The organism is Rhodopseudomonas rhenobacensis (genome assembly GCF_014203125.1).
Classification (GTDB): domain Bacteria; phylum Pseudomonadota; class Alphaproteobacteria; order Rhizobiales; family Xanthobacteraceae; genus Rhodopseudomonas_A; species Rhodopseudomonas_A rhenobacensis.
Genome location: NZ_JACHIH010000001.1, coordinates 314276 through 333695 on the forward strand (window position 1 = coordinate 314276; position 19420 = coordinate 333695).

The 19420-nt window shown below is 65.8% G+C and carries 23 protein-coding genes; 12 read left to right on the forward strand and 11 right to left on the reverse strand.

What is annotated here, in order from left to right; translation table 11 throughout:
- Nucleotides 1–62: 62 nt before the first annotated feature.
- The 4 genes from rimM to leuC all read left to right on the forward strand — a co-directional run bounded on the left by rimM (nt 63) and on the right by leuC (nt 3935).
- Nucleotides 63–593 (forward strand): ribosome maturation factor RimM, encoded by a 531-nt coding sequence (gene rimM, locus HNR60_RS01475; RefSeq protein ID WP_184253475.1) that lies wholly within the window; start codon nt 63–65, stop codon nt 591–593.
- A 219-nt stretch (nt 594–812) separates the two neighbouring features.
- A complete protein-coding gene (gene trmD, locus HNR60_RS01480; protein WP_184253477.1) occupies nt 813–1556 on the forward strand; it encodes a tRNA (guanosine(37)-N1)-methyltransferase TrmD in 744 nt (247 codons plus the stop codon).
- Between the two features lie 113 nt (nt 1557–1669).
- On the forward strand, nt 1670–2065 hold the full coding sequence (gene rplS, locus HNR60_RS01485; RefSeq protein ID WP_184253479.1) for a 50S ribosomal protein L19: 396 nt from the start codon (nt 1670–1672) through the stop codon (nt 2063–2065).
- Between the two features lie 448 nt (nt 2066–2513).
- A complete protein-coding gene (leuC, locus tag HNR60_RS01490; RefSeq protein ID WP_184253481.1) occupies nt 2514–3935 on the forward strand; it encodes a 3-isopropylmalate dehydratase large subunit in 1422 nt (473 codons plus the stop codon).
- Between the two features lie 152 nt (nt 3936–4087).
- On the opposite strand, the gene HNR60_RS01495 is transcribed toward leuC, so the two are convergent.
- Nucleotides 4088–4360, reverse strand: coding sequence for a hypothetical protein (locus HNR60_RS01495; protein WP_347339289.1), 273 nt, complete (start codon nt 4358–4360; stop codon nt 4088–4090).
- Nucleotides 4361–4396: 36 nt separating this feature from the next.
- The gene (locus HNR60_RS01500) at nt 4397–4732 is read right to left on the reverse strand and encodes a hypothetical protein (protein ID WP_246432766.1); all 336 of its coding nucleotides are present in this window, start codon (nt 4730–4732) and stop codon (nt 4397–4399) included.
- Between the two features lie 118 nt (nt 4733–4850).
- Between HNR60_RS01500 and HNR60_RS01505 the strand changes: the two genes are divergently transcribed.
- Together HNR60_RS01505 and leuD are read left to right on the forward strand one after the other, a co-directional pair.
- Entirely contained in the window at nt 4851–5252 is a 402-nt protein-coding gene (locus HNR60_RS01505; RefSeq protein WP_184253487.1) for a metallopeptidase family protein, read from the forward strand.
- A 95-nt stretch (nt 5253–5347) separates the two neighbouring features.
- Entirely contained in the window at nt 5348–5953 is a 606-nt protein-coding gene (gene leuD / locus HNR60_RS01510; protein WP_184253489.1) for a 3-isopropylmalate dehydratase small subunit, read from the forward strand.
- A 219-nt stretch (nt 5954–6172) separates the two neighbouring features.
- Here the strand turns inward: leuD and HNR60_RS01515 are convergent, their stop codons facing one another.
- Nucleotides 6173–6553, reverse strand: a complete 381-nt coding sequence (locus HNR60_RS01515; protein ID WP_184253491.1) for a helix-turn-helix domain-containing protein — start codon at nt 6551–6553, stop codon at nt 6173–6175.
- Nucleotides 6554–6592: 39 nt separating this feature from the next.
- Nucleotides 6593–7471, reverse strand: a complete 879-nt coding sequence (locus HNR60_RS01520) for an HpcH/HpaI aldolase/citrate lyase family protein (protein WP_184253493.1) — start codon at nt 7469–7471, stop codon at nt 6593–6595.
- Nucleotides 7472–7589: 118 nt separating this feature from the next.
- Here HNR60_RS01520 and HNR60_RS01525 point away from each other — a divergent pair, with 118 nt between their 5' ends.
- A complete protein-coding gene (locus tag HNR60_RS01525; RefSeq protein WP_184253495.1) occupies nt 7590–8240 on the forward strand; it encodes a carbonic anhydrase in 651 nt (216 codons plus the stop codon).
- Nucleotides 8241–8294: 54 nt separating this feature from the next.
- Complete coding sequence (locus HNR60_RS01530; RefSeq protein ID WP_184253497.1) at nt 8295–8522, forward strand: DUF3072 domain-containing protein; 228 nt, start codon at nt 8295–8297, stop codon at nt 8520–8522.
- A gap of 15 nt (nt 8523–8537) precedes the next feature.
- Here the strand turns inward: HNR60_RS01530 and HNR60_RS01535 are convergent, their stop codons facing one another.
- Together HNR60_RS01535 and HNR60_RS01540 are read right to left on the reverse strand one after the other, a co-directional pair.
- A complete protein-coding gene (locus HNR60_RS01535) occupies nt 8538–9092 on the reverse strand; it encodes a TIGR00645 family protein (RefSeq protein WP_184253499.1) in 555 nt (184 codons plus the stop codon).
- Nucleotides 9093–9316: 224 nt separating this feature from the next.
- Entirely contained in the window at nt 9317–10351 is a 1035-nt protein-coding gene (locus HNR60_RS01540; protein WP_184253508.1) for an aspartate-semialdehyde dehydrogenase, read from the reverse strand.
- Between the two features lie 125 nt (nt 10352–10476).
- Between HNR60_RS01540 and HNR60_RS01545 the strand changes: the two genes are divergently transcribed.
- Together HNR60_RS01545 and HNR60_RS01550 are read left to right on the forward strand one after the other, a co-directional pair.
- A complete protein-coding gene (locus tag HNR60_RS01545) occupies nt 10477–11289 on the forward strand; it encodes a hypothetical protein (RefSeq protein ID WP_184253510.1) in 813 nt (270 codons plus the stop codon).
- A gap of 165 nt (nt 11290–11454) precedes the next feature.
- Nucleotides 11455–11829: a hypothetical protein gene (locus tag HNR60_RS01550; protein ID WP_184253678.1), complete on the forward strand. Its 375-nt coding sequence runs from the start codon at nt 11455–11457 to the stop codon at nt 11827–11829.
- Nucleotides 11830–12102: 273 nt separating this feature from the next.
- Here the strand turns inward: HNR60_RS01550 and leuB are convergent, their stop codons facing one another.
- Nucleotides 12103–13215, reverse strand: a complete 1113-nt coding sequence (leuB, locus tag HNR60_RS01555; protein WP_184253512.1) for a 3-isopropylmalate dehydrogenase — start codon at nt 13213–13215, stop codon at nt 12103–12105.
- A gap of 230 nt (nt 13216–13445) precedes the next feature.
- On the opposite strand from leuB, the gene HNR60_RS01560 reads away from it, so the two are divergent.
- Complete coding sequence (locus HNR60_RS01560) at nt 13446–14627, forward strand: YbfB/YjiJ family MFS transporter (protein WP_184253514.1); 1182 nt, start codon at nt 13446–13448, stop codon at nt 14625–14627.
- 220 nt (nt 14628–14847) lie between these two features.
- Here HNR60_RS01560 and HNR60_RS01565 read toward each other — a convergent pair whose 3' ends face one another.
- The 4 genes from HNR60_RS01565 to HNR60_RS01580 form a co-directional block, all read right to left on the reverse strand.
- Complete coding sequence (locus HNR60_RS01565) at nt 14848–14970, reverse strand: superoxide dismutase family protein (RefSeq protein WP_246432767.1); 123 nt, start codon at nt 14968–14970, stop codon at nt 14848–14850.
- 6 nt (nt 14971–14976) lie between these two features.
- Nucleotides 14977–15756, reverse strand: coding sequence for a molybdopterin-dependent oxidoreductase (locus tag HNR60_RS01570; protein ID WP_184253516.1), 780 nt, complete (start codon nt 15754–15756; stop codon nt 14977–14979).
- 126 nt (nt 15757–15882) lie between these two features.
- Entirely contained in the window at nt 15883–16506 is a 624-nt protein-coding gene (locus HNR60_RS01575) for a cytochrome b/b6 domain-containing protein (protein WP_184253519.1), read from the reverse strand.
- A 210-nt stretch (nt 16507–16716) separates the two neighbouring features.
- On the reverse strand, nt 16717–17304 hold the full coding sequence (locus tag HNR60_RS01580; protein ID WP_184253521.1) for a fasciclin domain-containing protein: 588 nt from the start codon (nt 17302–17304) through the stop codon (nt 16717–16719).
- Between the two features lie 435 nt (nt 17305–17739).
- On the opposite strand from HNR60_RS01580, the gene HNR60_RS01585 reads away from it, so the two are divergent.
- Complete coding sequence (locus HNR60_RS01585) at nt 17740–19254, forward strand: malonate--CoA ligase (RefSeq protein WP_184253523.1); 1515 nt, start codon at nt 17740–17742, stop codon at nt 19252–19254.
- Nucleotides 19255–19420 lie beyond the last annotated feature (166 nt).

Sequence of the window (19420 nt, forward strand, 5' to 3'; positions counted from 1 at the left end):
GACGCGGAGAGGATGCCGATAGCCGCGCGCGGCGTTGCCCGCGTCTCGGGGAATGCGCGCTGATGCCGGCGGAGAAAATCTGCGTCGCCAGGATCGGCGCGCCGCATGGCGTGCGCGGCGCGGTCAAGCTGTGGCCGTTCACCGCCGATCCGTTGGCCGTGCTCGATTATGGTCCGCTCTCCACCAAGGACGGCAAGCGCAGCTTCGAAGTGGAAACCGCGCGCGAAGCCAAGGGCCATCTGGTGGCGACGCTGCAGGGCGTCGTCAGCCGCGAGGACGCCGAACGGCTGAACGGCATCGAACTCTACATCGATCGCGACCAATTGCCGCCGCCCGAGGAGGGCGAGTACTACCACGCCGATCTGATCGGGCTGGCCGCCGTCAATGCCGCCGACGAGCCGATCGGCAAGGTGCTGGCGATCCATAATTTCGGCGCCGGCGACATCATCGAGATCGCGCCACTGCAAGGCCCGACGCTGCTATTGCCATTCACCAATGCGGTGGTGCCGACCGTCGACATCGCTGCCGGCCGCGTGGTGATCGAACTGCCCGCCGAGATCGAAGGCGACGACCCGGCGCAGGCGGATATTTGAAGCGGTTCTGACGTCGATCAGCCCATCTTCGAGCTTCCCGTGTCCCGGGCGCGTAGCGCTGCTCCGCAGACCCGGGACCGTTCCAGATGCTGCCGTCCGTAACGGCCCCGGCTCGCGACGCAATACTGCGTATTGCATCGCGTCCGGGGCGCGGCGCTCCATTCCGAATTCACTCATCGTCCGATTTGACGGCGCGGGTCCGGCGCGCCAAGGAAAGCCATGAGCTTTGAACCGACCCCTTGGCGCGCCACCGTGCTGACGCTGTTTCCCGAGATGTTTCCCGGCCCGCTCGGCGTCAGCCTGGCCGGCCGCGCGCTGGCGTCCGGGCTGTGGGCGCTGGAAGTCTGCGACATCCGCGATTCCGCGACCGACAAGCATCGCAGCGTCGACGACACCCCGGCCGGCGGCGGCCCCGGCATGGTGCTGCGCGCCGACGTGCTGGCGGCGGCGATCGATGCGGCTGACGCCGGCGAAACCCGCCCGCGCCTCGTGATGAGCCCGCGCGGCCGCCCCCTGACCCAGGCGAAAGTCGCGGAACTCGCGGCCGGGCCCGGGCCGCTGATCGTCTGCGGCCGCTTCGAGGGCATCGACCAGCGGGTGATCGACGCCCGCGGGCTGGAAGAAGTCTCGATCGGCGATTACGTGCTGTCCGGCGGCGAGATCGCCGCATTGGCGCTGCTCGATGCCTGCGTCCGGCTGCTGCCCGGGGTGATGGGCAAGCAGGGCTCGGCGCTGGAGGAGAGCTTTTCCGACGGGCTGTTGGAATATCCGCAATACACCAGGCCGCAATTGTTCGAAGATCGGCCGATTCCGGAAATATTAACCAGCGGCGATCATGCCAAAGTTGCGGCTTGGCGGCGCGCCGAGGCGGAAAAGCTCACGCGCGCCCGACGGCCGGACCTGTTCGCCACGCGGCCGCAACCGAATCGCCAAAAACCGCCAAAAAGCACGACGGACGGGTGACAAAGCTTCGTCTTTGCCGTATAGCACCGCCAAATCCGCGCACTGGCAGGATAACTAGATAGTCGCGCAGCCCGCGCCGGGATGGCTGGGCGCGCCGCCGATGGAGAATTGCAATGAATCTCATTCAAGAGCTCGAAAAAGAGCAGTTCGACAAATTGTCCGCCGGCAAGGTGATTCCGGAGTTCGGTCCCGGCGATACCGTGATCGTCAACGTCAAGGTGATCGAAGGCGAGCGCTCCCGCGTGCAGGCCTATGAAGGCGTCTGCATCGGCCGCTCCGGCGGCGGCATCAACGAGAGCTTCACCGTGCGCAAGATTTCCTACGGCGAGGGCGTCGAGCGCGTGTTCCCGCTGCTGTCCCCGATGATCGACTCGATCAAGGTGGTGCGCCGCGGCAAGGTGCGTCGCGCCAAGCTGTATTACCTGCGCGACCTGCGCGGCAAATCCGCCCGCATCGTCGAGAAGAAGACCGAACGCCCGGCCAAGGTCGTTGCCGGCGCTGCCGAGTAAGCTTCTCGTCAAATCCAATTCAGACGAAAAGCGCGGGGTTTGCCCGCGCTTTTTTCGTTGCGACAGCAGACATCCGTGTCCCGGACGCGGTGTGGCGCGCAGCGCCGCGCCGCGAGCCGGGACCGTGACGAAGGCTGTGTCCGTAACGGCCCCGGATCTGCAGCGCACCACGCCGCTACGCGACGTGTTGCACTGCGTCCGGGGCACGGGCTCGTTGGAACCGCGCGGCGCAGCGCAGTCGAACCGTTGTCCCATCGCCGCATCGTGCTATATGAGTGGAATGTTTCCAATCCGTCCGCTGGCAGCACGTATCGTGCTCGACGACCGCAGCCGCCTGCCCTGGCGGTTCTTCGGCCGGCTGACCACGGCTGCGCTTACGGCTTGAGCCGACGACGCCTCGCGTCCGCTCGCCGTTGCTCTCTTTCCGTTTCGACAAGGTTGAAATCTCATGACCGATTCAAAATCCGCCGGCCCGACCACGCTGTACGACAAGATCTGGAACGACCACCTGGTGCACGAGGCCGACGACGGCACCTGCCTGCTCTACATCGATCGCCACCTGGTGCACGAAGTGACCAGCCCGCAGGCGTTCGAGGGGCTGCGCACCGCCGGCCGCAAGGTGCACGCGCCGGAGAAGACGCTGGCGGTGGTCGATCACAACGTGCCGACCACCGATCGCTCCAAGCCCAACCCGGATCCGGAAAGCGCCGATCAGATCGCCGCCTTGGCCGAGAACGCCCGCGAATTCGGCGTCACCTACTACAACGAATTCGACAAGCGCCAGGGCGTGGTTCACGTCATCGGCCCGGAGCAGGGTTTTACGCTGCCCGGCACCACCATCGTCTGTGGTGACAGCCACACCTCGACCCATGGCGCGTTCGGCGCTTTGGCGCACGGCATCGGCACCTCGGAAGTCGAGCACGTGCTGGCGACCCAGACGCTGATCCAGAAGAAGGCCAAGAACATGCGCGTCACCGTCGACGGCGCATTGCCGGCCGGCGTCACCGCCAAGGACATCATCCTCGCCATCATCGGCGAAATCGGCACCGCGGGCGGCACCGGCTACGTGCTGGAATACGCCGGCGATGCGATCCGCGCGCTGTCGATGGAAGGCCGCATGACGGTGTGCAACATGTCGATCGAAGGCGGCGCTAGAGCCGGCCTGATCGCGCCCGACGAGAAGGCCTATGCTTACTTGAAGGGCCGCCCGATGGCGCCGACCGGCGCCGATTGGGACGCCGCGATGCGCTATTGGGACACGCTGCGCTCCGACGAAGGCGCGCATTTCGATCACGAGCTCCGGCTCGATGCCGCAGCATTGCCGCCGATCGTGACCTGGGGCACCAGCCCTGAGGACGTGGTGTCGATCTCGGGCTACGTGCCGAACCCGGCCGACATCGCCGACGAGGCCAAGCGGCTCTCCAAGGAGCGCGCGCTGGCCTATATGGGGCTCACTGCCGGCACCAAGATCACCGACATCAAGATCGATCGCATGTTCATCGGCTCCTGCACCAACGGCCGGATCGAGGATCTGCGCGCCGCGGCGAAAGTCGCCGAAGGCAAGACCGTCAACGGCAACGTCAACGCCATCATCGTGCCGGGCTCCGGGCTGGTGAAGGAACAGGCCGAAGCCGAAGGCCTCGACAAGATCTTCATTGCGGCGGGCTTCGAATGGCGCGAGCCGGGCTGCTCGATGTGCCTGGCCATGAACCCCGACAAGCTTTCGCCGGAAGAGCGCTGCGCCTCGACCTCGAACCGCAACTTCGAAGGCCGTCAGGGCTTCAAGGGCCGCACCCATCTGGTGTCGCCGGCGATGGCGGCGGCGGCGGCGATCGCCGGGCACTTCGTCGACATCCGCGACTGGCGCTAACTACGCCAGGCCAAACAACGCTGCCGAGACCTAAAACAAATTCAGGCGCCCATCGGGCGCCTGTTTCGTTTCAGCGGGTGCTCACCAGTAGACAACCGCCCGATCGCCTCGCAGCACACGCATGGGTCGCCTGCATGTGCTGGACCGACTTGTTACCAGGATGGTTCCAGGCCGTAGCCGAGCCCAAACGGGAAGAACGGCGCGATGCCGTGCGGCCGGTAGTATGTCGGGCGCGCGTAGTAGGTCGGCGACGTCACCGCGCGCCGCAGGTGGCGGTGATGGCGGACGTGGCGGCGCGCTGGGCGACGGGCGCTGACATCGGTGGCGGAAACCGCGTCGGGCCTGCGCGCCACTTCCGCCCCAGGGCCGGTTTCGGATGCAGCCAGCGCCGGCGCGCCAGGTGCCAGCAGGATTGCAACGATCACGGCTCCGAGCCAATTCCTCATCGCAACCCCCATTCGTCAGCCGCGCCGCCAGAAGCAATTCATCCGCGGCGTGATCACCGTGCCGCTCGGCCGGAATTCCTCCACATAGGTCGCGGTGCAGTCGCGCACCGCATTGGGGCCGGGGTTGTAGCGCGGATACACCCCGTAGGCCCCCGGCCGGTAGATCGGATAGACCCGCAGCCGGGTCGGCGGCCGGCGGGTGACGCGGCGCTGCGCCGAGAGGTCGGATGCGGCCGGCGCGAGTGTCTGCGCCTGCTGCACGGCTGAACCGCTCTGCGCAGCTGCGAGTTGCGGCGCGCCGAGGCCGATCGCCAACAGCGCGAGCCCGATCGCGATGGTTCTGTCCCTCATTCCCCGCTCCCGCATCGAAAGAAACCCCGCCGCTACGCTCTCCGATTGCCGCGCCGGCGTCAACCGGGCGCCGCGATCGCGCTTTGCGGAAACGGTTCCGATCTTCTAAGAGAGGCGGATGTGGTCGTTGGCAAAATCGCCGTCGCTGGCCGAGATGGAAGCGATGGCGCACGAGATGTTCGGCCAGCTGCCGAAGGGGTTTCGCGACCTCTGCGACGGCGTGATCATCCGCGTCGAGGATTTCCCCGCCGACGAGGTGCTGGAAGAGATGCAGGCGGAGAGCGAGTTCGACCTGCTCGGCCTGTTCCAGGGCGTCGGGCTGCCGCAGCAGAGCCAGGACGACATCGCCCGGCTGCCGAACATGATCTGGCTGTACCGCCGGCCGATCCTGGATTACTGGGCCGAGCACGACGAGAGCCTCGGCCATATCGTCCGCCACGTGCTGGTGCACGAGATCGGCCACCATTTCGGGCTGTCGGACGACGACATGGAAGCCATCGAGGCCGAAGTCGCGGATTGAGCCTCGCAGCAGGTGCACACGGCCCCGCGGAAATTGCCCTTGGAGCCGTCGCGCGATCGGGCTAAACTCTTGGCTTCATTCAGGGATGTATCGACATGGACAAGTTCACCACGCTGGAAGGCGTTGCCGCGCCGCTGAAGATCATCAATGTCGATACCGACATGATCATCCCCAAGCAGTATCTGAAAACCATCAAGCGCACCGGGCTCGGCAAGGGGCTGTTCTCCGAGCAGCGCTACAATGACGACGGCAGCGAGAACGTCGATTTCGTGCTCAACAAGCCGGCTTATCGCAACGCCAAGATCCTGGTCGCCGGCGACAATTTTGGCTGCGGCTCGAGCCGCGAGCACGCGCCCTGGGCGCTCTTGGATTTCGGCATCCGCTGCGTGATCTCGACCTCGTTCGGCGATATTTTCTACAACAACTGCTTCAAGAACGGCGTGCTGCCGATCCGCGTCTCGCAAGAGGATTTGGACAAGCTGTTCGACGACGCCGAGCGCGGCTCGAACGCCACCGTCACCGTCGACCTCGGCAAGCAGGAAATCCGCGGCCCGGACGGCGGCACGGTGAAATTCGAGATCGACCCGTTCCGCAAGCACTGCCTGATGAACGGCCTCGACGACATCGGGCTGACCTTGGAAAAGAAAGCCTCGATCGACGCTTACGAGGACAAGGCGAAGACCGAACGCGCCTGGGCGTAGGTTGGACGCGCGCCTCTTTACCTCTCCCTTCTTTGCGGGGAGAGGTCGACTTTCACGCGCTTTGGCGCGGGAAAATCGGGTGAGGGGGCGCCTGAGTTCAACCGAGACGCCCCCTCACCCGACTCGAACGCGCTACGCGCATTCGAGCCACCCTCTCCCCGCAAGCGGGCGAGGGACGCGCGCTGCCGATGCCGCCACGCCATCACAGGTCGGACCGTCTCACGCCGCCTCGTCGCCGCGGGTCGGGCGGATCAGCACCTCCGCGGAGATGCCGAGGTGCTCATGCAGCCGGCGTATCATCTCGATTGACAGGCTGCGCCGGCGATTCATCACCTCGGCGACGCGGGCGCGGGTCCCGATCAACGGCTCGAGATCCTTGCGGCTGAGGCCCTGCTGCTCCATGCGAAATTGAATCGCCTCGATCGGGTCGGGTGGGTCCATCGGATACTGCCGGGCCTCGTAAGCGTCGATCAGCGTCGCCAGCACGTCGAGCCGGTCGCCTTTGGGCGTCCCACTCTTGGCGCCCCAAAGCTGCTCGACTTCGACCAGCGCGTTCTGATAATCCGCCTCGGTGCGGATCGGCTTCAGTTCAGTCGCCATGTTGCACCTTCCTCACGTCGAGCGGGTCGTAGGCTTGGCCTACCGCCCCATCGCCGCAATCGCATCGGCGATCGCGATGGTTTTTTGCGCCATTTCGGCGTGCAGCCGCTCCACCATCCGGCCGTCGAGCTGGATCGCGCCGCGGCCGGCGTTCTCCGGCTGCGCGAACGCGGCGATCACCTTGCGGGCATAAGCCACGTCCTCGGCCGGCGGCGTGAAGGCGGCGTTGCAGGCCTCGATCTGCGCCGGATGGATCAGCGTCTTGCCGTCGAAGCCGAGATCGCGCGCCTGCGCGCATTCGTGCGCGAAGCCCTCGATATTGCCGATGTCGCTGTAGGGGCCGTCGAGAATCGACAGCCCGTGGGCGCGCGCCGCCAGCACGCAATGCGTCATCATCGGCAGCATCGCGGCACGGCCCGGCAGCATGCGGATGCCGGTCTCCCGCGAAATATCGTTCGGCCCGAACACGAAGCCGGCCAGCCGCATCTCGGAATCCTGCGACGCCGCCGCCAGCCCCTCGGCATGCAGCACGCCGCGCGCGGTCTCGATCATGATCCAGACCTTGATGGAGATGTCGGCGCCGATGTCGGTCAGCCGGTCGGCGATCGCGGTGAGATCGGCGACGCTCGACACTTTCGGCACTAGCACGCCGTCCGGCCTGGCCTTGCCCGCCATGGTGAGGTCGTCGACCCACCACGGCGAGTCCAGGCTGTTGATCCGGATCAGCACCTCGCGCTTGCCGTAGCCGCGGTCGGCGACCGCTTGGGCGATCTGCGCCCGCGCCGTGGCCTTGGCGTCCGGCGCCACCGAATCCTCGAGGTCGAGGATGATGCCGTCGGCATGCAGCAGCCGGGCCTTCTCCAGCGCCCGGGCGTTCGACCCCGGCATGAACAGCAGGCTGCGACGCGGACGGATCATGGACTCACCCTCGGTTGCACATTTCGCAGCCGATAACATTTCGCGCGGCGCGCCGAAAGGCTTGTTCCGGAACGCATCCTATGGTTATCCCGGGCGGGATCTCGCGAGGCGCGCACCGATGGCATCGTTTCCGCAACATCTGCTGCAAGGCTACCAGAACTTCACCACGCAACGGCTGCCGACCGAGCAAGCGCGCTATCGAGAACTGTCCCAGCGCGGCCAGGCGCCGGAAGTGATGGTGATCGGCTGCTGCGATTCCCGGGTCTCGCCCGAGGTGATCTTCGACGCCGGCCCCGGCGAATTGTTCGTGCTGCGCAACATCGCCAATCTGGTGCCGGTCTATGCGCCGGACGGCGCGGTGCACGGCGTCTCCGCGGCGCTGGAATACGCCGTGCAGGTGTTGCGGGTGAAGCACATCGTGGTGCTCGGCCACGCGCAATGCGGCGGCATCCGCGCCTTCGTCGACAAGACCGCGCCGCTGTCGCCCGGCGATTTCATCGGCAAGTGGATGGCGATGTTCGCGCGCGCGGCCGAGACCGTCGAGCCGCGCGACCAGGAAACCATGCAGGAGTTCATCACCCGGCTGGAAAAGGCCGCGGTGAAACGCAGCCTGGAGAACCTGATGACCTTCCCCTGCGTCGAGATCCTGGTCGGCCGCGGCAAGCTGCAGATCCACGGCGCCTATTTCGGCGTCGCCGAAGGCTCGCTCGCCGTGCTCGACCCCGCGACCGGCAAGTTTCACGCCGCCAGCGAGCTCGCGCTCGGCTGATCGGGGACGGGAACGGATCGAGAACCGTCGCGTTACATCGCGACGGAGGCGGTGATGAGCAAACTCGACAGCGATCCCAAAACCAATCCCGGCTCCAACACCGAGAAGGACCCCGACGAATGGGTCTCCGGCGACGATCCGATGACCGGCGCCCAGGCGTCCTATCTGAAAACCTTGAGCGAGCAGGCCAAACGGCCGGAGGCGTTCAGCGACAAGCTCAGCAAGGCCGAGGCGTCGAAACTGATCGATGAACTGCGCCAGGCCGCCGGCGTCGCCGACTGATCAGTGCGCGGCTTGTCAGTGCCTGGACTTGTCCGCGCTACCGTGATCGCCGCCCCAGCGGTCGGACAGCGCAAGAAGGACCGTGGTGATCACGAACACCAGATGCACGCCGACCAGCCAGCCGAGCTTCTGGGCGTCGAATGAAGCGTCGATATTCATGAACGCCTTCAACACCTGGATCGCCGAGATCGCCACGATCGAAGCCAGCAATTTCTGCTTCAAGCCTGCGAAGTCGACCTTGGTCATCCATTCCGGCCAATCCGGATGCTTGCCGGGATCGATCCGCGAGACGAAGTTCTCGTAGCCGGAAAATACCACGATCAGGATCAGGTTGCCGGTCAAGGACACGTCGATCAGCGAAAGCACCCCGAGGATGATGTCGGATTCCTTGGCCGCCGGCGCGTGCAGGATGAACTCCCACAGCAGCAGGCCGAATTTGTACAACAGCACCGCCAGGCTGATCACCAGCCCGAGATAGAACGGCGCCATCAGCCAGCGGCTGTTGAACAGCACGGCTTCCAGCCCCCGCTCGACAGGATTGGTGCGGTGTTTTGATGGCTGGTCCGTCATCATAGCCCCCGAAGCTTCATCAAAACATGCACCGAGCGAGGCCTCGTGTCCCGGGCGCGGAGCCGCGCCTTAGCGCGGCTGCGCAGAACCGGGACCGTCGCAAATACCGCGTTCCGTAACGGCCCCGTTAAGTAGTAGTAGGATGGGCAAAGCGAAGCGTGCCCACCGACCGTACGTCAGTCAGGTGGGCACGGCGCAAGGACGCCTTTGCCCACCCTACAGGTTTACGCCGCTTTCTTCTTCGCGGTGATCAGCTTGCGGTTGATCAGGCATTCGGCGATCTGGATCGCGTTCAGCGCAGCACCCTTGCGAAGATTGTCGGACACGCACCACAGCACCAGACCGTTCTCCACCGTCGCATCCTCGCGGATCCGGCTGATGTAGGTGGCGTCTTCGCCGGCCGCCTCATAGGGCGTGACGTAGCCGCCGGGCTCGTGCTTGTCGATCACCAGGCAGCCCGGCGCGGTGCGCAGGATGTTGCGGGCCTCGTCGGCCGAAATCGGGTTCTCGAACTCGATGTTGACGGATTCGGAGTGGCCGACGAACACCGGCACCCGCACGCAGGTCGCCACCAGCTTGATTTTGGGATCAAGAATCTTCTTGGTCTCCATCATCATCTTCCACTCTTCCTTGGTGAAGCCATCTTCCATGAACACGTCGATCTCCGGGATGACGTTGAAGGCGATCCGCTTCGGAAACTTCTTGGAGTGGACTTCCTCGACGGTGAACACCGCTTTGGTCTGCGAGAACAATTCGTCCATCGCATCCTTGCCGGCGCCGGATACCGACTGATAGGTCGACACCACGACGCGCTTGATCACCGCGTGATCGTGCAGCGGCTTCAACGCCACGACGAGCTGCGCGGTCGAGCAGTTCGGGTTGGCGATGATGTTCTTCTTGCCGAAGCCCGCGACCGCATCGGCGTTGACTTCCGGCACCACCAGCGGCACGTCGGGATCCATCCGCCAAGTCGAGGAATTGTCGATCACCACGACGCCCTGCGCGCCGATCTTCGGCGACCATTCCTTCGACACCGCTCCGCCGGCCGACATCAGGCAGATATCGACGTCCGAGAAGTCGTAGTTCTCCAGCGCTTTCACCTTGAGAGTCTTGTCGCCGTAGGACACTTCGACGCCCATGCTGCGGCGCGACGCCAGCGCCACCACCTCGTCAGCAGGGAATTTGCGTTCGTCCAGAATGTTGAGCATTTCCCGCCCGACATTGCCGGTCGCCCCGACCACCGCGACTTTGTAACCCATCGTTGACTCTCCGAAGAAAAAGGCTTCGCCGCCGCCATCCGCGGAAGGGAAGCGGCAGCGCTTCTATGCGAGAAACGCCGCCGACACAAATAAAGTCCCTCCTACTACCCTACCAGAGCCCCTCGATGCGAACGATTTCGGCCGTCCGCGCCGCCATGGATCCGCCCCGGATCCACCCGGCGCTGCGCAGCTTTGCCGACGACTGCCGCGCCACCTTGCTGCACGGGCTGGCCTATCTGGCCGCCTTGGCGCTGGTCACGGTGATCGTGTTTCACGCCGCGCAGCCGTTTGCCGCAACGCTGCTTGGCGAGGAGTCCGCCCCCGCCGCCAAGCCGGGCTTTGTCGCCGCCACCCGGTCGCATCCGGCCTTCGCCGTCAGCCAGTTCGATTCATCCGGCAAAACAGAGACTTATGAAGTCCTGCGGCACCCCGATGGCGGCCGCAAGGACGTCCTGCGCTGGGCTGCGCCGGGCGAAGCGCCGATCGCCGAGCTGGAAATCTATCGGCCCGGCACCGAAGCGAGCCAGGGCTTGCCGCCCGCGGCCGAGCTCGCGGCGCGGATCGACCCGAATGGCCTCCGGCCGTTGGAAGCCGCCGGGCTGATCGACAGCAAATTCGGCGCGGTGGCGCTGTTTGCGGTCCGCGACGACGACGCAGGGCAGCCCCGCGCCTGCCTCGGCTTTCTGAAGACCATCGCGCAGCCCAGCCTGCGGATCTCCGGCTGGTCGTGCCAGGGCGAGACGCAGCCTGCGCGGCGCGCCGGGATCTCTTGCCTGCTGAACCGGCTGGTGCTGCTCAGCGCCGGCGGCGATCCGACGCTCGCCGAATTGTTCGCCCGCGCCGAATTGCGCCGCGGCAGTTGCGGCGCGCCGTCCGGACCGGCCACGGCCGATTGGGTGATGGGGCTGCAGAACCCGCGGCTGCGGGGCAGCCTGTGAGCGGGCGGCGCCGGGACCTTCCCGCGACGCCGTGCAACATTTTGCGTCAGCAGGCATTATTGTCCGGCACTGTGTCCCGATTGAGCTTGTGGCGCGATGCTCCGGGCAGCTAAAATGCGATTGAATCGGACAATGCCCTACCTGCCTGACTGCCATGAGGACATGATGACCTTGAAATTCCCTGCCGCGAGGAAACTCACGGTGCTTCTCGCGGCGGTCGCCGTTGTCGCAATCGGCCTCACCAGCTCCGACGCCAATGCGGCGAAACGCAAGTATTACGATCGCTCCAGCACCGCCTACGGGCCGCGCGGACCGAATTCGTCCTACCAGGCCGGGCCGCGGACGCGGATCTACGTTACCAAGCGCTCCTGGCTCGACGCCGGCACCGAAGTGCTGCCCGGCGACCGCAAGTTCTCCGATTACGCCTTCCCGCCCGGCCGCTCGTTCGGCATGGAGAACCTCAACCGCCCGCTGGACCGCCAGCCGCTCAACCCGGCCTCCGATCTCGGCGGTTACCCGGAGCGCTTCCCGCTGTACTGATTCGCTGCCGTTCGGCGCGATCGATCGAACCGATACCAAAATGCCCGGCTCGCGCCGGGCATTTTTGTTGGAGCATGATCGAAATGGCCTGTGCCCCGGATGCAGCGCAGCGCGCCGCTCTTGCGGCGTGGTGCGCTGCTAAGCCGGGGCCGTTACGACGGCAGCATCTGGTACGGTCCCGGCTCTGCGGAGCAGCGCTTCGCGCTGCACCGCGTCCGGGACACGGGACCCACTGGAGCGCGCGCCGATCCTGCCACAGCCGCGCCGCCGCGCTTAGGCGTGCAGCGCCTGCATTTCCTTCAGCACCGCTTCGCCCATCTGCGAAGTGGAGATCACCGTGGCGCCTTCCGACTTGATGTCGGCGGTGCGCAGGCCCTTGGCCAAGACCGCTGCGATCGCGGCGTCGAGCTTGTCGGCCAATTCGCCCATATCGAGCGAATAGCGCAGCGCCATGCCGAACGAGGCCAGCATCGCCACCGGATTGGCCAGGCCCTTGCCGGCGATGTCGGGGGCGGATCCGTGCACCGGCTCGTACATCGACTTGCGCTTGCCGGTCTTGGCGTCGACCGCGCCGAGCGAGGCCGACGGCAGCATGCCGAGCGAGCCGGTCAGCATCGCGGCGATGTCGCTGAGGATGTCGCCGAACAGATTGTCGGTGACGATGACGTCGAACTGCTTCGGCCATTTCACCAGGTTCATGCCGCCGGAATCCGCCAGCTGATGCTCGAGCTGGACGTCCTTGTAGTCCTTGGCGTGGACCTCGGTGACCACCTCTTTCCACAACACGCCGGACTTCATGACGTTGTGCTTTTCCATCGACGTCACCTTGTTGCCGCGCTTGCGCGCCAGGTCGAAGGCGACGCGGGCGATGCGGTCGATCTCGTAGCTGTCGTACACCTGGGTATCGACGGCGCGCTTCTGGCCATTTCCGAGGTCGGTGATGGTCTTCGGCTCGCCGAAATACACCCCGCCGGTGAGTTCGCGCACGATCATGATGTCGAGGCCTTCGACCACCTCGCGCTTCAGGCTCGAGGAATCCGCCAGCGCCGGGTAGCACACCGCCGGACGCAGATTGGCGAACAGCCCGAGGTCCTTGCGCAGCCGCAACAGGCCGGCTTCCGGGCGCGCCTCGTAGGGCACCGCGCTCCACTTCGATCCGCCGACCGCGCCGAAGATCACCGCGTCGGAGGCGTGCGCCTTGGCCATGGTGGCGTCGGTGATCGCCACCTTGTCGGCGTCGTAAGAAGCGCCGCCGACCAGACCGTCTTCGGTCTCGAAATGCGCGATGCCCTGGGCATTGAGCCAGTCGATCAGCCGCTTCACCTCCGCCATCACTTCGGTGCCGATGCCGTCGCCGGGAAGAAGCAGCAGTTTGTGGGTCGCCATGGTCAATTCCTCAAGATGCGTCATGGCCGGGGCGGTCCCGGCCATCCAAATCGGCCTGCTCGTTGTGAAGAAGGCGCGGGATGCCCGACGCGGCCGGGCATGACGAGTGAATGAATGCGGCGGAGTGCTAAAACGGCGTTGCGCGATTGGCAAGACACCGTTCCCGCCGCCGGCCGTTGCGCTGCGGCGCCGAACCCTGCAAGAAAGGGCAAAAGGCGACGGAGAAACGCTTGCCCCTGATCGATCGCACGCCGGCGCAGCCGCACCCGACACGGCTCATCCTGATGCTGGCGCTGTCGCCGACCATCAGCCTCGGCCTCGCCCGTTTCGCCTATTCGCTGGTGCTGCCGGACATGCGCGACGCGCTGGGCTGGTCGTATTCCGCCGCCGGATTCATGAATACCGTCAATGCCGCGGGCTATCTCGGCGGCGCGCTGGTCGCGGCCTTGCTGGTGAAGCGGTTCGGGCTGTTCCGGGTGGTGCAGGGCGGCACGCTGGCCTGCGTCGCCTCGCTGCTGGTGTGCGGACTGTCCGGAAACTTCGCGCTGCTGGGGCTTTCGCGGCTGCTGGCGGGGTTCGGTGCCGCGGTCTCCTTCGTGGCGGGCGGCGCGCTGGCAGCCACCGTGGCGCAGACCGTGCCGGAGCGCTCCAGCCTGCTGCTCAGCCTGTTCTATGCCGGGCCGGGGCTCGGCATCGTGCTGTCGGGCCTCCTGGCGCCGCTGCTGCTGGGGCTGCTCGGGCCGGGCTCGTGGTGGGTGGTGTGGCTGGCGCTGACCCTGGTCGCGGCCGTGCTGAGCCTGCCGCTGCTGCTGCGGCCGATCGCGGCGCAGGCGGCGCGCTCCGAGGCCAAGCCGGCACGCTTCGCGGTCGGCCCGGTGGCGATCTACCTGACCAGCTACTTTCTGTTCGGCGCCGGCTACATCGCCTACATGACCTTCATGATCGCCTATGTGCGCGATGCCGGCGGCGGCGCTGCGGCGCAGAGCGGCTTCTGGTGCCTGATCGGCGCCAGCGCCTTCGCCTCGCCCTGGCTGTGGCGGCGGCTGATCGCGCGCGGCAAGAGCGGGGTCAGCCTGGCGATCGTGATGGGCGTCAACGGGCTCGGCGCGGCGCTGCCGCTACTGTCGTCGTCGCCCTGGATGCTGGCGCTGTCGGCCGCGGTGTTCGGGGTGGCGTTCTTCGCCGTGGTGACCACGACCACCGCTTTCGTGCGCTTCAACTATCCGCCGCAGGCCTGGCCGAGCGCGATCGCCGCGATGACCATCGCGTTCGGGATCGGCCAGATCATCGGCCCGATCGCCACCGGGGCGATCACCGACGCCACCGGCAGTCTCGGCGCCGCGCTCAACGTCTCCGCCGCCGCACTTGCGCTCGGCGCGCTGCTGGCGGCGCTGCAGCGCCCGGTGGGGTGAGGGAGCAAGATGCGCTTCACCCGAAGAGTGTCATGACCCAAAGGCTGTCATTCCGGGGCACGAGCCGCGTGAGCGGCGAGGCAACCCGGAATCTCGCAACGACCGCGGCGCTACACATCCCGCGGCAGGATTCCGGGTTCGCTCGGGCTGTCGCCCTCGCGCCCCGGAATGACCGCCTGATGTTGGTCGGATGCATCAACCCGCACTCATAAAGCGGGCGCTACTCCACCACGCCGCAGGCGATGCGGCCGCCGGCATTGCCGGTGGGATCGGTCTGGTCGTCGTCGGCGGCGGCGTGGACCCCCTCATGGTTCGAGACGCGCGCAAGCGCGCTCCTCACCATGAGGATTTAGCTGCCGCTGAAATCATTGTAGCCCTGGTCTTCCCAATAGCCGCCCTTGTAGTCGTTGGTGACGTCCATCGCGACGACGTATTTCGGGTTCTTGAAGCCGAGCTTGGTCGGCACCCGGATCTTCATCGGATAGCCGTAGGCGCGCGGCAGGATCTTGTCGTCGAACTTGAAGGTCATCTGGGTCTGCGGATGCAGCGCGGTCGGCATGTCGAGCGAACTCGCGTAATCCTCCGCGCAGCGGAAGTGCACCCACTTCGCGCTGGTGTCGGCGCCGATCAATTTCAGGAAATCGCGCAAAGGCGTGCCGGACCACGAGCCGATCGCGCTCCAGCCCTCCACACAGATGTGGCGGGTGATCTGCTTGACCTCGGGCAGTTGATGCAGCTCGGCCAGCGTCCAGGATTTCTTGTTGTCGACCAGGCCAGAGACCTCGAGCTTCCAGGCCTCGCCGTCGATGTCGGGGGCCTCGTCCTCGCTGTAGAACGCGTTGAACGGGAACGGCCGCTTGATGTCGCGCTCGGTGTAGGTCGGCGCCAGCACGTTCGGATTGAAGATCTTCGCCTGCACCGCGTCGTTGAATTTGGAGATCTGCGTCAGCATCGATTCGGCGGAGAACGAATCCGAGACGTCGCAGCCGGTCAGCAGCGTCAGCGCGCCGAGGCTGGCGCCGCCGGCGATGAAGCGGCGCCGCGACGGCTCCGGCAGCAGCTTCGCCGCGTCGCGCACCAGCAGCGTCTTGTCGACGCCGGGGATCAGCAGGGATTTCAAGCGGCGCATGGTGGTCTCCTCAGCGCGCTGTCATTGCGAGGAGCGAAGCGACGAAGCAATCCAGCAGCCCCGCACCCGGAGCCCTGGATTGCTTCGCTACGCTCGCAATGACGGCTCTTCATTACGATCTTCAACTCAACGTCCGATGATCATCGCGCGCAGCGCCTTCGGCACCAGCAGCGACAGCGCGACATGAATCACCAGGAAGCCGCAGATCGCCGCCATCGCGGCAAAATGCACGTAGCGCGCGACGTCGTAGCCGCCGAACAGCGCGGTGAGATACTGCAATTGCACCGGCTTCCAGATCGACAGCCCGGACAGCACGATGACGATGCCGACCGCGATGATGCCGGCATAGAGCAGCCGCTGCACATAATTGTAGGTGGTGAGATCGGCGTGCGACAGCCGGCCGGTCAGCGCCGCCCTGGTGTCGGCGAGCACGCCGGACGGCGTGATCGGCAACAGCTTGTTGCGGAAGCGCCCGGTGGCGAGGCCGAGCGCCAGGTAGATCGCGCCGTTGACCATCAGCAACCACATCGCCGCGAAATGCCACTGCAGCGCGCCGCCGAGCCAGCCGCCCAGCGTAATGCTGCGCGAGAAGGTGAAGCCGAACAGCGGCGAGGCGTTGTAGATCTGCCAGCCCGATAGGATCATCATGATCACCGCCGCGGCGTTGATCCAATGCAGCAGCCGCACCCAGGCCGGCTGGATCGCCTTGCCGGTTATCGCCTTGTCGTCGCTGACCGTGATGCTCGACATCGTCTCATCCCATCGCGAGGGCTCATACAGGCCTTACGCGCCGCCAAGCCGTTCGTTACGCGGCTTACACCAACAATTTCACATTGCCAGCATGGCGCAATCACGAAACAGCGAGCCGGGTTGCCCCGGCTCGCTGGCGCATCCTGTTTCAGGAGCGCACACCGCATCCCGCGGGGGACGACATCGGGATGCGGTGGGACCCTTGTGGCGTTACGACGCGGGCATCAGCACGGTGTCGACGACGTGGATCACGCCGTTCGACTGGTTGACGTTGGCGATCGTCACCGTCGAGCTGCCGCCCTTGGCATCGGTCAGCATCACCTTGCCGCCGGCCGCCTTCACGGTCAGCACTTCGCCTTCCACCGTGGTGAGCTTCTTGCCGTCGGTGAGATCGGCGGCCTCGAGCTTGCCCGGCACCACGTGATAGGTAAGGATCTTGGTCAGCGCCGCCTTGTTCTCCGGCTTCACCAGCGTGTCGACGGTGCCGGCGGGCAGCTTGGCGAACGCCGCATTGGTCGGCGCGAACACGGTGAACGGTCCCTTACTCTCCAACGTCTCGACCAGGCCGGCGGCCTTCACCGCGGCGACCAGCGTGGTGTGATCCTTGGAATTGACCGCGTTCTGCACGATGTTCTTCGACGGGAACATGGCGGCGCCGCCGACCATCACGGTCTTCTCGCCGCTCATTTCGCTCTTCATCATCTTCTTGTCTTCGGCGCTGGCGGGCGCGATGACGCTGGTGGCGAGGGCAAGGGCGCCGAAAGCCGCGGCGGACAGCAAGGCAATGCGCTTGGACATGTGTTTCTCCCGTTTTGAATTCGACTGACCGGCGGAGTTCCGCAGGCATGATTGAAGGGGCAGCACGACCACGCCGCTCGTTCGCGTGGAGCTTTACGTCGTCGCTGGCCGAGTTACGCGTGCAGTTTCGGTCAGTTTCAGAAAGTTCTTTTTTGCCGCAGGCTGAAACTAATCGCGCGATGTCACGTGGCGGTCGCATCGACGGAACAACGAGCGCTGGACTCCCCTCCACGCAAGGGGAGGGGAGCGCGCTGCCGCTGTGGCCGCGTCGGCGATTCAAAGCTGGCGCCCAACGTCCCCGGCTCGAGCAGGCCCGCCTCGTCGCCCAACGTCTCCGTTGCCTTGCCGCGCGCGTTCTTGCTATCACCGCCATCATCTCGCGCGATCGCCCTTCGCCCGCCCCTACCAATTGCCTGAAGCATTCCAGGATCCCTCATGAACGCCAATCTGTTTGCCCAGCTGTTCGACGGCCTCGATGATCCGGACCGGCTCGCGATTGAAACCGGGGACGGCGGACGGATCGGCTATGGCGAGTTGGTCGCGCGCGCCGGGCGGGTGGCGAACGTGCTGGTGGCGCGCGGCGTCAAGGCCGGCGACCGCGTTGCGGCGCAAACCGAAAAGTCGGTTGAAGCGTTGGTGCTCTACCTCGCCACGGTGCGCGCCGGCGCGGTCTATCTGCCGCTCAACACCGCCTATACGCTGCACGAGTTGGAGTATTTCATCACCGACGCCGAGCCGAAGCTGGTGGTGTGCGATCCGGCCAAGCGCGACGGCATCGCGGCGATCGCCGCCAAGGTCGGCGCCGGCGTGGAGACGCTCGGCGCCGACGGCCAGGGCTCGCTGACCGAGGCCGCAGCCGCCGCCTCGCCCACGTTCGAGACCGTCAAGCGCGACGGCGACGATCTCGCCGCGATCCTCTACACCTCCGGCACCACCGGGCGCTCCAAGGGGGCGATGCTGAGCCACGACAATCTGGCGTCGAATTCGAAGACGCTGGTGGATTACTGGCGCTTCACCGAGCGCGACGTGCTGATCCACGCGCTGCCGATCTATCACACCCACGGCCTGTTCGTGGCCAGCAACGTCACGTTGTTCGCCCGCGCCGCGATGATCTTCCTGCCGAAGCTCGATGCCGAGCGGATCATCGAGCTGATGAGCCGCGCCACCGTGCTGATGGGGGTGCCGACGTTCTACACCCGGCTGCTGCAGAGCGAGAGATTGACCAAGGACGCCGCGCGCAACATGCGGCTGTTCATCTCCGGCTCCGCGCCGCTGTTGGCCGACACCCATCGCGAATGGGCGGCGCGCACCGGCCACGCCGTGCTGGAGCGCTACGGCATGACCGAGACCAACATGAACACTTCGAATCCCTATGACGGCGCGCGGCTGCCGGGCTCGGTCGGCCCGGCGCTGCCCGGCGTCGACGCCCGGGTGGTCGATCCGGAGAGCGGCGCTGAATTGCCGCGCGGCGAAATCGGCATGATCGAGGTCAGGGGCCGCAACGTGTTCAAGGGCTATTGGCGGATGCCGGAGAAGACCCGATCCGAATTCCGCGACGACGGTTACTTCATCACCGGCGACCTCGGCAAGATCGACGCCGACGGCTATGTCCATATCCTCGGCCGCGGCAAGGATCTGGTGATCACCGGCGGCTTCAACGTCTATCCGAAGGAAGTCGAGTGCGAGATCGACGCGCTCGCCGGCGTGGTGGAATCCGCGGTGATCGGCGTGCCGCACGCCGATTTCGGCGAGGGCGTCACCGCATTGGTGGTGCGCGACAAGGGCTCAAGCGTCGACGAGGCCGGCATCCTCACCGCGCTGGAGGGCCAGCTCGCCAAATTCAAGATGCCGAAGCGGGTGATCTTCGTCGATGACCTGCCGCGCAATACCATGGGCAAGGTGCAAAAGAATATTTTGCGCGAGACGTATGCAGGACTCTACGCGAAGTAGCGCGCCGTCGGCGCGACCGCTGCAGCTCTAAAGTTCGAAAGACGACGCCGAGTTCACCTCTCCCATTGGGAGAGGTCGGCGCGTAGCGCCGGGTGAGGGGTTACGCCCTCTCGATAGACCGTACCCCCTCACCCCAACCCTCTCCCCATGGGAGAGGGAGTTCGCT

What these genes read in the sequence shown, in the direction of transcription:
- rimM (WP_184253475.1), top strand. Translation starts at nt 63, where the DNA reads ATGCCGGCGGAGAAAATCTGCGTCGCCAGGATCGGCGCGCCGCATGGC.
- trmD (WP_184253477.1), top strand. Translation starts at nt 813, where the DNA reads ATGAGCTTTGAACCGACCCCTTGGCGCGCCACCGTGCTGACGCTGTTT.
- rplS (WP_184253479.1), top strand. Translation starts at nt 1,670, where the DNA reads ATGAATCTCATTCAAGAGCTCGAAAAAGAGCAGTTCGACAAATTGTCC.
- leuC (WP_184253481.1), top strand. Translation starts at nt 2,514, where the DNA reads ATGACCGATTCAAAATCCGCCGGCCCGACCACGCTGTACGACAAGATC.
- HNR60_RS01500 (WP_246432766.1), bottom strand. Translation starts at nt 4,732, where the DNA reads ATGAGGGACAGAACCATCGCGATCGGGCTCGCGCTGTTGGCGATCGGC.
- HNR60_RS01505 (WP_184253487.1), top strand. Translation starts at nt 4,851, where the DNA reads ATGTGGTCGTTGGCAAAATCGCCGTCGCTGGCCGAGATGGAAGCGATG.
- leuD (WP_184253489.1), top strand. Translation starts at nt 5,348, where the DNA reads ATGGACAAGTTCACCACGCTGGAAGGCGTTGCCGCGCCGCTGAAGATC.
- HNR60_RS01515 (WP_184253491.1), bottom strand. Translation starts at nt 6,553, where the DNA reads ATGGCGACTGAACTGAAGCCGATCCGCACCGAGGCGGATTATCAGAAC.
- HNR60_RS01520 (WP_184253493.1), bottom strand. Translation starts at nt 7,471, where the DNA reads ATGATCCGTCCGCGTCGCAGCCTGCTGTTCATGCCGGGGTCGAACGCC.
- HNR60_RS01525 (WP_184253495.1), top strand. Translation starts at nt 7,590, where the DNA reads ATGGCATCGTTTCCGCAACATCTGCTGCAAGGCTACCAGAACTTCACC.
- HNR60_RS01530 (WP_184253497.1), top strand. Translation starts at nt 8,295, where the DNA reads ATGAGCAAACTCGACAGCGATCCCAAAACCAATCCCGGCTCCAACACC.
- HNR60_RS01535 (WP_184253499.1), bottom strand. Translation starts at nt 9,092, where the DNA reads ATGACGGACCAGCCATCAAAACACCGCACCAATCCTGTCGAGCGGGGG.
- HNR60_RS01540 (WP_184253508.1), bottom strand. Translation starts at nt 10,351, where the DNA reads ATGGGTTACAAAGTCGCGGTGGTCGGGGCGACCGGCAATGTCGGGCGG.
- HNR60_RS01545 (WP_184253510.1), top strand. Translation starts at nt 10,477, where the DNA reads ATGCGAACGATTTCGGCCGTCCGCGCCGCCATGGATCCGCCCCGGATC.
- HNR60_RS01550 (WP_184253678.1), top strand. Translation starts at nt 11,455, where the DNA reads ATGACCTTGAAATTCCCTGCCGCGAGGAAACTCACGGTGCTTCTCGCG.
- leuB (WP_184253512.1), bottom strand. Translation starts at nt 13,215, where the DNA reads ATGGCGACCCACAAACTGCTGCTTCTTCCCGGCGACGGCATCGGCACC.
- HNR60_RS01565 (WP_246432767.1), bottom strand. Translation starts at nt 14,970, where the DNA reads ATGGTGAGGAGCGCGCTTGCGCGCGTCTCGAACCATGAGGGGGTCCAC.
- HNR60_RS01570 (WP_184253516.1), bottom strand. Translation starts at nt 15,756, where the DNA reads ATGCGCCGCTTGAAATCCCTGCTGATCCCCGGCGTCGACAAGACGCTG.
- HNR60_RS01575 (WP_184253519.1), bottom strand. Translation starts at nt 16,506, where the DNA reads ATGTCGAGCATCACGGTCAGCGACGACAAGGCGATAACCGGCAAGGCG.
- HNR60_RS01580 (WP_184253521.1), bottom strand. Translation starts at nt 17,304, where the DNA reads ATGTCCAAGCGCATTGCCTTGCTGTCCGCCGCGGCTTTCGGCGCCCTT.
- HNR60_RS01585 (WP_184253523.1), top strand. Translation starts at nt 17,740, where the DNA reads ATGAACGCCAATCTGTTTGCCCAGCTGTTCGACGGCCTCGATGATCCG.